Genomic DNA, 13933 nt, shown 5'->3' on the forward strand with positions numbered 1-13933 from the left:
TTGAATTTTTTATGGCTCAAGCGAAGCAAAAAAACAACATTCTTTCCACAATTACTATGCTCCTTTTTGCACTAATGCCATTGGTGTATGTAAAGACTTTAGTAGATAAAACCTTAATTCCGCACCAATTGTTTGGTTCAGTGGGGCTTGTGCTTTTGATCTTGGCTATGTTGGCAAATAAGAGTATTTCTAAAGCTAAGGTTGGTTGGATGCTTCTGAGTTTTGTTGGTTTTTTAGTAATAAATATGATAGCTGTTTCCGCAGCCATAAACCCAGTTGAAAGCTGGGCTACAATAAGTAGATATATGCTGTCGTTTGGTGTGCTTACGGCTCTTACTGTTTTGTTTCAAGCAAAAAAACTGAACCCAGAAAGCTTAATAAAAGGTGTTGTTATTTTTGGCACTATTGCCGGTGTAATCACATTATTTGAAATATTGAAAGCGCTTGGTAGTGGAGATTTCATTTCTAATATATATGTGGTGTCCGGTACTTTTAGTCATAAAAACCTTTTGTCATCGGTGATAATGCTCTGTCTGCCTTTCGCTATAATGGGAGCCGTTATTCTAGAAAAAGGATGGAAGAGCTTAAGTCTTTTTCTAACGTTCTTATTGATAGCGGAAGTTTTCGTGCTCCGTACTCGTGGAGTATGGTTGGCAGTTTTTATTTCGGCCTTTGCATTTCTTTTAATGTTTTTCACTTTACGTAAACGCCAATCTTTGGATGTTAAATTTCCTATCAAACAAATTGGGTTGGCTGCGGGTATGGCGGTTGTGCTCTTGATAGCATTGTTTTCTGCAGCTAAAGTGAGCAGTTCTGTTTCTGATACGACTAACTTGGAGAACCGATTTGTTTTTTGGAACAACAGCCTGGAAATGCTGAAAGAAAACCCTGTACTTGGCGTAGGGCCTGGTAACTGGAAAATCAACTTTCCAAAATATGGCTTACAAGGTCTTGAGAATAGTGTGCTCCAAGGGATAACTCATGTTCAGCGACCACACAATGACTATCTATGGGTGCTTACCGAGGCGGGTCCATTGGCGCTTATTTTCTATGTTGGAATTTTTGCTTTAGCTTTTTTACAATTAGCTAAAAGCTTTAAGCAGCCCCTCAATAAAAAGGATTTGACAATAGATATTTCGGTTGGCTTTGGCTTGATGGCATACCTTGTTTTTTCATTAACAGATTTTCCACTTGAACGTACGAGTCATGGGCTTTTGGTGGTTGCTATGCTGGCTTTGGTTTTTAGAAACGTTCAGCTTGATCAGGTTAAGGGATCCAATGTTTCGGCAAGAGCACTTATGGTAATAATATTGGGGCTGGGGGTGTTTTCTACCACGGTTTGTGCTTATCGCTGGCAAGGTGAAAAGGCAAGTGTGAAGGTACTGGACGCCAACTCTCAGCGAAATGCTCAGCGCATGATTCCCGCTGCGGAAGAAGCCCTGAACCCTTACTACAACATGGATAATTTCGCCAACCCAATTCGCTATTACAGCTCTTTAGGCAAGTTAGTGTTGAAAGACATTAATGGTGCTATGCAAGATGGTTTAGAAGCTGTGGATGTGGCCCCTTACAATATTATTGCGCTTAACCAATTAGGCAATGTATACAAGGCCCAAAAGCAAACAGATTTGGCTTTGGAAACTTATGATAAAGCTACCGAAATATCGCCAGTGATGGAAGCTGCGCGCATGAGCTCAGCAGAAATATATTTGGACAAAGGCGATTATATTTCTGCTTATGGCGAAATGAAATATATGTTTAGAAACACCAAAGGGCCGAGGTATCAAAAAATAATGGAAGCCATACTTCCAGCTCTGGTTGGTAATTTTGAAGAGCATGGTGAATATAATTCTTTGGTTCAATACTTACGAAGTAAAAACCCTAAAACACCTGCACAAATGCTTGCCTTTTATCGGGAGTGGAAAAAGCATTAACGGGAGATTTTTAATATAGCTAAAAGTTGAATTAGCTTTTGGTTTTGAGTAAGGAGACCGGCTTTATTATAAAACTTTTTTGCCTCTTCAAATTTTCCGTTTTTGTGATAAAATCGGCCTACCTCCCAGTTTTTGCGAGCTATGGCTTTCTGATAAATTGAATCATCAAACCAAGCTAGTTCGTGGTATTTTGAAATCACATTCACCACGTGCTTTAAATGCTCCAAAATACGAGTGCTCATACCACCAGTCTCTCGGTATTTGGTTAGGGGCTTATCGAGGTGTTTAAATTTTTTGTCGGCTTGCAGCAACCTTAACCATAGGTCAAAATCTTCAGCTCCATGCACAGTTGGATTTTCGCTAAATGGAAATTCTAAAAGTAAGCCAGTTCGAATCACCACAGCCGAAGGCATTAATGGGTTTCCTTTTGTAAGAAGGTCTTCGATTGAGTGAATAGGAAAGATATCCCTGTTTCTATCACGGCTGCCGCCAAAAGTGGTAAAACTGTGATAAATAACATCTGCTTGATTTTTGGTGAGATTGCTGGATATTTCGGCTAGCTTATTTGGAAGCCAAATATCATCGGCATCAATAAAAGCCACCCAAGGGTTTTTAGAAGCACGGATAGCACGGTTACGTGCATTGCCGAGCCCTCCGTTTTCCTGATTTATTAATGTGAAATCTATTTTGGGATTGGCCTTGTTCCACTTTTGTAAAATCTCCGCAGATCTGTCGGTACTTCCATCATTCACGCAAATCACTTCAAAGTGAGGATAAGTTTGGGCAGCGATACTTTGCAGCGTGTCCGCTAAAGTTTTCGCGGCATTGTACACTGGAATTATAATGGAGAAAGTTACACTCAATGTTGAAAGTATTTTTTAGGGAATAACCAGTTTCTGAGCTGCTTGGCAAGCTTGAGCAATCCGGTTGCCCTAATAACAAATCGCACCATCAAAAAGAGGATGTGATACAAAATGCGAGGCAGGAGCCAGGGATAGTATTTTCTGAAAGTAGTGTACAGTTTCCAGTTGGTGCGCACATAGCCCGCATTTCGCTTTTGAAAAAATAAGCTACCAATCCACCATCTAGCTACTATAGCCATGGCTTTATCTGCATTTTCATCACTACCTGGGATGTGCTCACGCAAATAGTTGTTGATGGTAATTATTTCATTGTAAACTTGTCCTGTAGCTCGAGCACGGTGACGCTGCGTGTGCTCATGTACTCTAAAATAGTTGAGGTGCTTAGCGCAAAATGCAAGGTTGCTATGTGTTAATATTTTAGCATAGAGAAACCAGTCTCCGTTGAGTTTCATGGAAGTGTCAGCCATGCCAATATCCATATAAACAGATTTACGGATAATGGCTCCACTAGCATTGGGGATCGGATTATGGAAGTACAACCAGTCTTTCCCTGCTTCCTTCCCTGGTTTTACAAAATCCTTTTCCCACTCTTTAGTTTTATAGATAAACTCCAAATTTTTGGAGTAGCTATTCATTATCTGACTCTCTTCGTTTACCAAATACGTTTGAGCGTAAGCAATACCCACATCAGGGTTATTATCCAAAAGTGGGACTAGCTCTTCCAATAAAGTGGACTCGCAATAGTCATCACTTTCAGCAAACCAAAGATATTCGCCCTTAGCCATCTCCGCACCTTTATTCCATTGAGAAAAAGTGCTACCCGTGTTTTCGGTATTAAAAACGGTTTTGATATTCGGATTTAATCCAGCATATTCATTTATTACCTCACGGCTATTGTCTGGTGATTTATCATCCAATATGATAAGCTCAAAGTCGGTGAAAGTTTGTGCAAGCACACTTTCAATCCTCTGCGGCAAATAGGCTTCGTGGTTATAGTTTGGAATTATTACAGATACTTTGGGCATAGTGGCTAAAGAGGGCAAAATACGTGATTTACAAACAAAGGTTTATGACGTTTTTACGTAATGAGCAAAAAGTTGGCTGAGTTGCTTTCCTGTAAATTTTTCAAGTTGAGTAATGGCAGTTTTATTTAATGTAGAAATCTCGTGATAGTCAATTTCGAAATATCTATCTCCAAGTAGGTTTTTATAACTTCTTCCTTGATCAATGTACTTTTTCCAAAGCTCACGGTTAAAGTTCATATCATTTAGTCGTGGATCATTTACTTCACCTTTTACAGTGTTTCGCTTGGAAAGGCTTTTAGCTACTTCTTCGCAATCACGTGTTACATGTATCACCTTTACATTAGGGAAAAGGCTTAGCCACATATTTAATGTAAATGTATTTCGCGGATCTTTCCATCCCCAAGCTGGAGATTTTAACGCATAACTCAGTTGCTGAAGTTTCCCGTTTATTTTAAAATGTTCATTATATAAAGCTTTCGCAGGAATGGTTTTCCAAAATAATTTTTCTGGTACTTTGGGTTCCAGCCAACTAGCGCTTGCCGCCCATAAAGTCTGTTGGTTGAGACTCAAAAAGTGCATAGCCTCATAATTATGGTCTTTGATAACGCCCATAAAAATTCCGGCCTTTTCAAGTACTTTAGCTACCAAAGAAGTACCGCTTCGGTGCATTCCTATTATGATAATGGGTGATTTAATACGCCAATGATTTTAAAGATTTTTAGAAACAAGACGAAAGTACTATTTCTGCATATACCTAAAACAGGGGGGACGGCAGTAAAAAAAGCGCTGAAGAAAAAATTTAAGCCAAAAGAACTTCAGCTTATTTATGGATTTGAAAACTTTAAAACGGGTGTGCGCGATTTTGCGACAAACAAAAAGAGCTTAGGTATTGGTCATTTTGGGTGGGAACCAGAGATGGAGAACATGTTTAAAGATGCCTTTAAAATCACATTCTTAAGGCATCCTGTTGCTAGAGTTATTTCACACTACTGGCATTTTCAGCGTTCTACTCTTGAGGGTGATCAATATTTGAAAGGGATGAGTTTTGAAGATTTTTTGGAAACATCCTTTGCCCAAGATTGGCAAACAAAAAGATTGGGTGGCGGCTTGTATGACACTTCCCTTACTAGTAAAGCTTGTTTCGAGGAGGCTTTAAAAAACGTGAAGTCTCGTTTCGAATTTGTAGGGATTACCGAAGAGATGGATAAAAGTGCAGCTATTTTAAGCAAAAAACTTTCTATTGATATTGGCGATGTAAAACGAAAAAATGTAAATCCCGAAAAAGCAAAAGAACATGAAATGGCATTAAAATATGAGGCGGTCATTTTAGCGAAAAACCAATATGATTTGCAGCTTTATGAAGCGGGCTTAACTAGGTTAAATTTGTGCTGATACAATCAACCACCTTAATAAGGGCCAACTCTAAAGCTCTTTCCCATAAATCCAATCCTGATCAATAAATACCCCAGGACTATCTCTAAAGCTTGTTAGGCCGGCTCCGTAATAATCTCCTTGAATAACCTTAAAGCTTAAGGCGCGCTCAACCCGGTCGCACTTTATTCCATTAATAAACAAATTGGTAGTAATATAGTAGGAGCCTTCAGCTAATGGAAGCCTATCAAAACGGCACACAGAGCGGCCTTTGGCCGCAACCTGCTGAAAAGGAAAATTAGCCATTTGGTTACTCAGTGAAGTAAGATACTCGCCATTTTCATTAAAAATATTAAGTCTGAAATTTAGATTGGCTATCTCCTGCATTTCGGTTGCTTCATATTCAATTTCTAACGCTGCAGGCTTTCCAGATTGCAAAAGTTCTTCCTGATTCTTCCATTGAAGCTTAGTGATTTTTGCTCCTCCTACACCTTTTCTGTCTGTGCGTAAACCAATGGGTAGCTCCTTGCTCAGGATATCCATGCTTTGAAGGTACGCTGCTGTTATTTCATCAGGACTTCCAACCTGAACAATTTGTCCTTCTTTTAGCCAAATTACTTCATCACATAGTTGGCGTACGGCACTCATATTGTGGCTTACAAACACCACCGTTCGATGATCCTTTGTACTGGCGTCATTCATTTTCTCCAAACATTTTTGCTGAAACGTGGCATCTCCCACTGCCAGTACTTCATCCACCAAAAGTATATCTGGGGTAAGGTTTGCAGCTACAGAAAATGCTAGACGAACGTACATGCCGCTGCTATAGTGTTTTACAGGGGTATCAATAAAATCGGCTACACCGCTAAAATTTATAATATCATCAAACTTGGCTTTTATTTCTGAGCGTGACATCCCAAGGATAGAGCCGTTGAGGAAAATATTTTGCCTACCACTTAGCTCTGGATGAAAGCCTGTGCCAACTTCAAGAAGAGAAGCAACATTTCCGGTAATTTCTACCGAACCAGATGTGGGGTAGGTGATGCGCGAAAGTATTTTTAGAAGGGTAGATTTTCCAGAGCCATTGCTGCCAATTATCCCTGTAATCTTTCCTCGCTTTACTGAATAGCTAACCCCTTGCAGGGCTTTAAACTTTCGTTTATTTCCCCCTTTGTTAATTTCGTATTCCTTTACAAGGTCTTTGATATGTATGCCAAACTCTTCTATCATACAATATCTGCCATTTTTTTATCTGCCTTTACAAAGCTCAATAAACCTATAAAAAGCAATACGGGAGTTATGATAATTGAAAGCCAGGCCATGGTACTAAAATCGGTACCAAACAAAAAACCTCTAAATAGCTCTAGCATTCCAGCCAAAGGATTGAGGTACACTAACCATTGCCACTCTTTACCTAAGAGTGAGACCAGCATAGAAGTAGGGTAAGCTACTGGAGTGAGAAAAAATAATAGCTGAAGAGCAAATGGAATAATTTGCTGTAAATCGCGATATCGTAACGAAATGGCACTAATAGTGAGACCAATACCCAAAGCTCCCATGGCAGTGCCAGCTAAAATAATTGGAAGGAAAAGCAATCCTTTCAAGCTTATATCATAATACAGGCAGGTGCCGATAAGTAAAACAAGTCCAACGGAGTAATCAACAAGTCCTACAAGTGCTTTGGCGGTAGGGATACTTAACCTTGGGAGGTATATTTTTTTCACCATGGCTTGCATGGCTACTATTGCCCCCGCTGACTGTGAAAGCACATAATTGAAGTAATTCCAAAAAATCAAACCGCTTAAAGCAAAGGCTAAAAATGGAATACCATCAGTAGGTATGCCTGCAATTTTGTTGAATAAGACAAATAATGTGGCAAGGCCAAATAGGGGTTGAATGATACTCCAGGCAAAACCCAAATAGGTTTGAGCATAACGGACATAAAGGTCTCTTGAGGCAAATGCTCTAATAAGGGCAGGGCTGCGCCAAAGTTCGGTAAGTGCATTTGAAATACTCGACCCTTTGGACGTAATTATGGTTTTTGTATTACTCTTCAAAATTGATCCCGTATTGCTGAGCAAGAATTCTATTAGGTTCTGCAAAATACTGCCTTAATTGGGTTTCTGCATCCTCAGGTATACTCATGTTACCAACATTCTTATTGGAGGTAAAATCCTTCAAACAGCCATGATAATCTGGTAAGCCTAAAAAACGATACACCTTTTGGATTTCGTCCCATGGGTTTTTGAAGAACCGTTCGTAGTCTAAAACCATCAATTGGTTTTTAGGAAAATGTTCCAACCACCCGTTCAGCTGTTTGGCATAAAGTCCTCGCGATTTGTACGAATACACGGCCTTCGAACTTCCATATTCCAGCTTCTTAGTTTCCAAAATACGCTCATCTTCTTTGTTTAAAGCATCTAAAAAGGATAAATTTTCGGCTCCTCGATTGACGTTCATTTTATAATGTGAAAAAGCACGGCCAATTGGATTCCGCAAGATAGTAATGAGCTTTAGGTTTGGATTGTATTTAAAGGCTCGAGCTGCACAATTTGCATCAAAAAGATAATGAGGTGTTGCTTCCCCCTGCAAGTGATTACGTTTCCATAGGAATCGCTTATGATACCAATTTACTCCTTCGTCATAGTTGAAGTCGAAGTAATGAACCTCTTTTTTTTTAGCAGAATCAATAAGCAAGTGTGCTGTTAAATACTCATAAAGCGAAGTTGTCCCCGACTTTTGGGCACCGATTACCAGGAAGTCAATTTTTCGCTTTTTAAACATGGCTTCGAAAGTAGTCAAGATTTAGGAGATTCTTCCCCACTGCATTTTACGTTTCACTTGGCTGTTAAAGTGTTGTAAAATACCATAATGCTCAGGCTGTCGTAGCTGTGGGTCTTTTTCTAAAAGGGTAATAGCGGCATTTCGGGCTTGTTCCAAAATGGCTCCGTCCTTCATCAGGTCAGCAATGTTGAGGTTTAAAATTCCACTTTGACGTGTTCCCATCAAATCTCCAGGTCCACGAAGCTTCATGTCTACTTCCGAAATTTCAAAACCATCATTGGTTCTTACCATAGTTTTAATCCTTGTTTTGGCATCGCTGCTCAGTTTGTGGCTGGTCATCAAAATACAGAAAGACTGCTCCGCACCACGACCTACTCGTCCACGTAGCTGATGCAGCTGGCTTAAGCCAAATCGCTCAGCACTCTCTATTACCATTACCGATGCATTGGGAACATTCACACCAACCTCTATTACAGTGGTGGCCACCATAATTTGGGTTTCACCTTTGGCAAATCGCTGCATTTCCCACTCTTTGTCAGCGGCTTTCATTTTGCCATGTACAATGCTTACTTGATAATCTGATTTGGGGAAAGCTCGAACAATACTTTCATAGCCATCCTGCAAATCTTTGTAATCCATTTGCTTGGATTCTTCAATTAGGGGGTACACTACATACACCTGTCGGCCTTTGGCAATTTCATCTTTCATAAAACCAAAAACCTTTAGCCTGTTGGAATCATAGCGATGCACCGTGGTTATGGGTTTTCTTCCAGGAGGCAATTCATCAATCACCGAAATATCAAGATTTCCATAAACAGACATGGCCAATGTGCGCGGAATAGGAGTGGCTGTCATGATAAGAATGTGCGGAGGAAGAGTGTTCTTTTTCCAAAGTTGAGCACGTTGGGCTACGCCAAAACGGTGCTGTTCATCAATTACCGCCATGCCCAGATTTTTATACTTCACTTTGTCTTCTATCAAAGCATGGGTGCCAATGAGGATGTTTAGGCTTCCGTCTTCCAATTTGGCATGAAGCTCTCTTCGAGCAGCAGCTTTAGTAGAGCCAGTGAGTAAAGCAATTTCTACTGGTAAATTTTCAACCAACTCTTTCAAACCGTTATAATGCTGGGTGGCTAGTATTTCAGTGGGCGCCATTAGGCAAGCCTGAAAACCATTGTCAATAGCCATCAGCATACACATCAGTGCCACTATGGTTTTGCCACTTCCCACATCTCCTTGTACCAAGCGGTTCATGTGCAGACCATGCATTATATCCTTACGGATTTCCTTTAGTACCTTTTTTTGTGCTCCGGTAAGCTCAAAAGGCAATTCATTATTGTAAAAGTTGTTGAAGTTTTCGCCTAAAGCGGAAAAAGCAAAACCCCGCTGCTTTATCTGGTGTATTTTCTTTTGGCGAATCATATCCAGCTGAAGCATAAAGAACTCGTCAAATTTCAAGCGGTATCTTGCTTTCTCAAGCCGCTCCACATTTTTAGGAAAGTGAACTTCAAAGTAAGAGGCCTCGCGAGGGGCGAGTCCGTTTTCTTTAAGAAATTCTGGGGGGTAGATTTCTGGCAATGCACCTTTGAGCTGTGGAAGCAATGTTTGCGTAAGCTTGGCCAGCGTCCTCGCGTTAATGTTTCTGCCGTTCAGCTTTTCAGTAGAAGGATATACAGGCTGCAATCCTTGTAGCGGACTAGCTTTAAATTCTTCTAATAATTCTATATCAGGATGCGCAAAGTTGTAGCGGTTGTTGAACATACTCGGCTTGGCAAATAGCACATAGGGCTGATTAAGCTTCAGCGAATTTTTGAGCCATTTAACACCCTTAAACCAAACTAATTCTACACTCCCAGTTTCGTCCACAAAGTGAGCGGTAAGCCTTTTGGTACGAGCCGCGCCCACTTCTTCCAATTTGGTGATTTTACCAATTATCTGAACCTCTGTTTCGGTAGAAGAAATTTCATTGATTTTGTAAAACCGACTTCTATCCACATAGCGAAAAGGGAAGAGATTGAGCAAATCACGATAGGTGAAAATGCGCAATTCTTTCTTCAGCAGATCAGCCTTGGCCGGACCTACTCCCTTTAAATATTCTATGGGTGTTTGAAGGATTTGCATAGATGGTCAAAAATAGGAAGAGCAATGGAATGGAGGATGTTGGAAAAATGTTGTTTTCCACATTATCATCTTTACTACAAAAGCTAAATTTAGCCACATGAAAATTAGATTTTGCTTTTTATTCCTTTTGGGTGCTATTAGATTTCTTATTGCCCAGTCAATAGATTTCACCCATCTCCATGTTTCTCTCGAACTAGATACAAACAAAAGCGCTGTCTATGGCAAGGTTCAGTTAGCTTTTAAAGCGGACACTACAACTGATTCTATTTACTTGAATGGCGTGAATATGGAGTTTGAAAAAGTGACGGTAAATAATGCAGAGGTGAAATATGCTTCAGATAACAAAGGTATTTGGCTGTGGCCAGAAGAGCTGTTAGATTCCAATTCTATTTCTATAAAATACACCGCTCACCCGCGAAGAGGAATGTTTTTTATTGGCTGGAATGATGAAACGGGGCTAAGCCGCAGGCAAGTTTGGACGCAAGGCCAAGGGATAGACAATCGCCACTGGGTACCACATTTTGATGAACAAACGGACAAACTAATTACCGAGATTGAAGTGCTTTTTGATAGCAAGTACGAGGTGATTTCGAATGGCTCCTTGGTTTCAAAGGAAGAAGAAGGCGATCAAATTCGCTGGCATTATAAAATGGCTAAACCACACAGTAGCTACCTTATGATGTTGGCAATTGGGAAATACGCTTTGAGGAAAACCGTGAGCAAATCAGGTGTTTCGCTTTGGCAATATTATTACCCCGATAGGGAGGAAGATTACAAGTGGTACTATTATAAAAATGAAGAGATCTTCAATTTTCTGGAAAAGGAAATAGGCGTGCCTTATCCATGGGAAAACTACAAGCAAGTGCCCGTTCAGGACTTTCAGCATGGGGCGATGGAAAATACCACGGCCACCATTTTTGGCGATTTCTTTTTGGTGGATGAGGTAGCTTTTAACGATAGAAACTACACCTACGTGAATGCCCACGAACTGGCGCATCAGTGGTTTGGCAATTTGGTGACAGCCACAGGTAGTGACGAACATTGGTTGCACGAAGGTTTTGCAACATATTACCAATGGCTTTCAGAGAAGCACTTGTATGGTCAAGACTTTTTTGACTGGGAGCGATACAAAGCCGCTCAAATGGTTTTTGAAGCTTCAAAAATTGATACGGTGCCTTTGGGAAGTGGAAAAGCGGGTTCAGCTCGGTTTTATCAAAAAGGGGCTTGGGTGCTTTATATGCTGAGCGAAAGTTTGGGTAAAGAAAAGTTTGATAAGGTTATTAAATACTATTTGGAGCAAAATGCTTTTGGGTTGGTCACCACGGATTCTTTGAATAGTGCGATTCAACAGGTTGCTGGAACAGATTATTCTTACTTTTTTCAAAAATGGGTTTACTCTTCGGGCGAACCAGCAGCAAAAGTAACCTCAAAGGTCAAAGAAGATGGTGTAATGGTTTTTAATCATACAAGTGATTCATACTTGAATATGTTTTTTGATATGAAGCTTGCGATTGAAGGTCAGGAACCATCGAAAAATGAACTATGGCTGATTACAGATAGTGCTAGTACGGAGTTTACATCTATGCCGGGTCAAAATCATAGATGCAAATACTGGATTGTCAATCCTAATATGCACGTATTAGCTGATATAACAGAAAACAAGCCAATTGAATATTTACAAATTCAATACGAGGAATCATTGGCGCTACTTGATAGGTATTATGCTGTGAGAAATGCAGAGCAGCATTCTCTTGAAGAAAAAGAAACCTTTTTGATAGAGGTTACAAAAAACGAAAGCGAGTTTTTCTCGGTACGAGCAGAAGCCCTTAAACAATTGGTAGAAGCCAATTACCCAAAATCAGATGAACTGCTTTTGCTGGCTTTGCAAAGCAAAGATGTGCAACTTCAAAAAGAAGCAATTAAGCTTGTAAAGAATCCAGAAGGGAAATTAATGAAAGCTGTGGCTGAATTGCGAAAAGGTGATTCTTATGAATTACGCGAAAGCGCAATAAATACAAGTATAGCAGGAGCTGACCCAAAAGAAAATGCATGGCTAAACGATGAGTTTTGGATGGAAAACCCAGGGGTACCGGATAATAAAATAGCGGTGGTCGTTCTGCTTTATCGCACGGCTATTTTTCAAGATAAAGAAGCTTTACAGGATTTGATTGATTACACTTCTTCGGGCTATGATTTTTTAACGCGCATCAATGCCATGCAAGCTTTGGGAGCATTACAGTATTTTGATGATGAGGTTGCGGCCAATTATTTTGATGCACTTTTTAGTCTAAACCGAACTTTAAGCCGAAATGCCAGACAAAATTTAAATGCCAATTATTCTACAGAATCGGGCAAGGAGGTGATTGATAAATATGTTGAAAGCCAAATGAATGTTTGGGATGATTTCCAGAAACGCTTGGTCAACCGTACATTTGGCCTAAATCTCGAATAATGCAGTCGCGCTACGCACGTTTTTTTCAGTTCATAATTATACTTGGCGATTTGCTCCTGCTGAATGGTTGCTACCTTTTGGCGGTGGCTTTCCGTTTTGATGAGCTTAAGCTTCAAAATACCGAGTATTACGACTATTATGTGCAGCTGGCGGTATTCTTCAATTTTTCATGGGTGCTTCTTGCTTTCTTATTTCGCACCTACGATATGCACCGAACGATGGAGCCACGAAAGGCTACATCCAAAGTGCTGAATGTATTCTTCATTCATCTCTTTATACTCTTGCTCTTATTGGTAAGTCTCAAAAAAGACGAGTACTCGCGATTATTCCTCACGTATTTTTACATTGCTTTTTTTGTGAGTGTGCTTCCCTGGCGATTTTATTTTCTGCGCTTTTTACGTGCTTATCGCAAAAGGGGATCTCACTTTAGACCTGTTTTGCTTTTAGGTTCTGGAGCAGGTTTGTTACGGTTTTACAAAGCTGTAGAATCCCATCCAGAGTATGGTTTGGCCATAAGCGGTTATTTTTCAGATTCTCCCATTGAAGGCATTCCCACCAAGGGTAGGGAAGAAGATGTGTTGGCTTTTTTGAAAAAGAATGAGGTGGACGAAATATTTTGTGCCTACCCATCGGGAGATCCGAGGCTTTTAAAGTGGCTGCATTTTGCTGATGAAAATTTGATTCGTTTCCGAATTGTGCCAGACCTGGGAGTGGAACACGCCACAGGAGTAGAAATTGATTTTTACCACGATGTGCCGATTTTAGTGCAACGTAAAGAACCGCTAGAGTATTTGCACAGCAGACTTTTAAAGCGTTTTGGGGATATTACTTTTTCTCTATTTGTAATATTCACAATCTTCCCATGGCTATTTTCGATATTGATTGTTGGTGTAAAGCTTTCTGGAAAAGGACCGGTATTTTTTAAGCAAAAGCGAACAGGGCTCAAGGATGGTGCTTTTACTATTTATAAGTTTAGGAGTATGGTGGTAAATGAAGCTGCGGATTCGCTTCAGGCTACGGTAGGCGATGCGCGAGTGACGTCCTTTGGGCGTTTTATGCGCACGCATAATCTTGACGAGTTGCCTCAGTTTTTTAATGTATTGAAAGGAGAAATGTCTGTAGTAGGGCCAAGACCGCACATGTTGGCACATACCGAAAAATATACAGCACTAATTGATAAATACATGGTGCGCCATTTTGCTAAACCAGGAATTACCGGATTGGCGCAGGTAAGTGGATACAGAGGGGAAACCCGAACTACGGAAGAGATGGAAGCTCGTGTAAAAACAGATGTGTACTACATTGAAAATTGGTCTGTGCTATTAGATGTGAAGATAATTGGGCTTACTATTTTCAGCACTTTGAAAGGTAGTTCCGAATAGT

Annotated in this window: 11 protein-coding genes; 4 read left to right on the forward strand and 7 right to left on the reverse strand. The window is 40.3% G+C overall.

Annotated elements, in window-relative coordinates; translation table 11 throughout:
• The first annotated feature begins 11 nt into the window (after nt 1-11).
• Entirely contained in the window at nt 12-1934 is a 1923-nt protein-coding gene (locus OWEHO_RS14925) for an O-antigen ligase family protein (protein ID WP_014203324.1), read from the forward strand.
• Here the strand turns inward: OWEHO_RS14925 and OWEHO_RS14930 are convergent.
• Genes OWEHO_RS14930 through OWEHO_RS18050 form a run of 3 tightly spaced genes read right to left on the reverse strand, consistent with a single transcriptional unit; the run spans nt 1931 to nt 4518 of the window.
• Nucleotides 1931-2797 carry a glycosyltransferase family 2 protein gene (locus tag OWEHO_RS14930; protein WP_014203325.1) on the reverse strand — a complete coding sequence of 289 codons (867 nt, stop codon included), beginning with the start codon at nt 2795-2797 and terminating at the stop codon, nt 1931-1933. The genes OWEHO_RS14925 and OWEHO_RS14930 overlap by 4 nt on opposite strands.
• Nucleotides 2794-3840, reverse strand: coding sequence for a glycosyltransferase family 2 protein (locus OWEHO_RS14935; protein WP_143764629.1), 1047 nt, complete (start codon nt 3838-3840; stop codon nt 2794-2796). The genes OWEHO_RS14930 and OWEHO_RS14935 overlap by 4 nt, the downstream gene beginning before the upstream one ends.
• Before the next feature lie 24 nt (nt 3841-3864).
• Complete coding sequence (locus OWEHO_RS18050) at nt 3865-4518, reverse strand: sulfotransferase (protein WP_014203327.1); 654 nt, start codon at nt 4516-4518, stop codon at nt 3865-3867.
• A gap of 6 nt (nt 4519-4524) precedes the next feature.
• Here OWEHO_RS18050 and OWEHO_RS14945 point away from each other — a divergent pair, with 6 nt between their 5' ends.
• Nucleotides 4525-5214, forward strand: a complete 690-nt coding sequence (locus OWEHO_RS14945) for a sulfotransferase family 2 domain-containing protein (protein WP_014203328.1) — start codon at nt 4525-4527, stop codon at nt 5212-5214.
• Between the two features lie 30 nt (nt 5215-5244).
• Here OWEHO_RS14945 and OWEHO_RS14950 read toward each other — a convergent pair whose 3' ends face one another.
• From OWEHO_RS14950 to recG, 4 genes are read right to left on the reverse strand one after another with little or no spacing between them, the layout of a single operon-like run.
• Complete coding sequence (locus OWEHO_RS14950; protein WP_014203329.1) at nt 5245-6423, reverse strand: ABC transporter ATP-binding protein; 1179 nt, start codon at nt 6421-6423, stop codon at nt 5245-5247.
• Entirely contained in the window at nt 6420-7250 is an 831-nt protein-coding gene (locus OWEHO_RS14955) for an ABC transporter permease (protein ID WP_041628306.1), read from the reverse strand. The genes OWEHO_RS14950 and OWEHO_RS14955 overlap by 4 nt, the downstream gene beginning before the upstream one ends.
• Nucleotides 7240-7995 carry a sulfotransferase family protein gene (locus OWEHO_RS14960; protein WP_143764631.1) on the reverse strand — a complete coding sequence of 252 codons (756 nt, stop codon included), beginning with the start codon at nt 7993-7995 and terminating at the stop codon, nt 7240-7242. Before OWEHO_RS14960 ends, OWEHO_RS14955 begins: the two co-directional genes overlap by 11 nt.
• Nucleotides 7996-7998: 3 nt before the next feature.
• Nucleotides 7999-10098, reverse strand: a complete 2100-nt coding sequence (gene recG / locus OWEHO_RS14965) for an ATP-dependent DNA helicase RecG (protein ID WP_014203332.1) — start codon at nt 10096-10098, stop codon at nt 7999-8001.
• Nucleotides 10099-10195: 97 nt separating this feature from the next.
• Between recG and OWEHO_RS18055 the strand changes: the two genes are divergently transcribed.
• Nucleotides 10196-12550, forward strand: a complete 2355-nt coding sequence (locus OWEHO_RS18055) for a M1 family aminopeptidase (RefSeq protein WP_014203333.1) — start codon at nt 10196-10198, stop codon at nt 12548-12550.
• Entirely contained in the window at nt 12550-13932 is a 1383-nt protein-coding gene (locus tag OWEHO_RS14975) for an undecaprenyl-phosphate glucose phosphotransferase (protein WP_014203334.1), read from the forward strand. The genes OWEHO_RS18055 and OWEHO_RS14975 overlap by 1 nt, the downstream gene beginning before the upstream one ends.
• Nucleotide 13933: the final 1 nt, after the last annotated feature.

Source organism: Owenweeksia hongkongensis DSM 17368, from assembly GCF_000236705.1.
GTDB classification, from domain to species: domain Bacteria; phylum Bacteroidota; class Bacteroidia; order Flavobacteriales; family Schleiferiaceae; genus Owenweeksia; species Owenweeksia hongkongensis.

Excerpts from the sequence above, each read along its gene's own strand:
- OWEHO_RS14950 (WP_014203329.1), bottom strand. The coding sequence starts at position 6,423 with ATGATAGAAGAGTTTGGCATACATATCAAAGACCTTGTAAAGGAATAC.
- OWEHO_RS14975 (WP_014203334.1), top strand. The coding sequence starts at position 12,550 with ATGCAGTCGCGCTACGCACGTTTTTTTCAGTTCATAATTATACTTGGC.
- OWEHO_RS18055 (WP_014203333.1), top strand. The coding sequence starts at position 10,196 with ATGAAAATTAGATTTTGCTTTTTATTCCTTTTGGGTGCTATTAGATTT.
- recG (WP_014203332.1), bottom strand. The coding sequence starts at position 10,098 with ATGCAAATCCTTCAAACACCCATAGAATATTTAAAGGGAGTAGGTCCG.
- OWEHO_RS14925 (WP_014203324.1), top strand. The coding sequence starts at position 12 with ATGGCTCAAGCGAAGCAAAAAAACAACATTCTTTCCACAATTACTATG.
- OWEHO_RS14945 (WP_014203328.1), top strand. The coding sequence starts at position 4,525 with ATGATTTTAAAGATTTTTAGAAACAAGACGAAAGTACTATTTCTGCAT.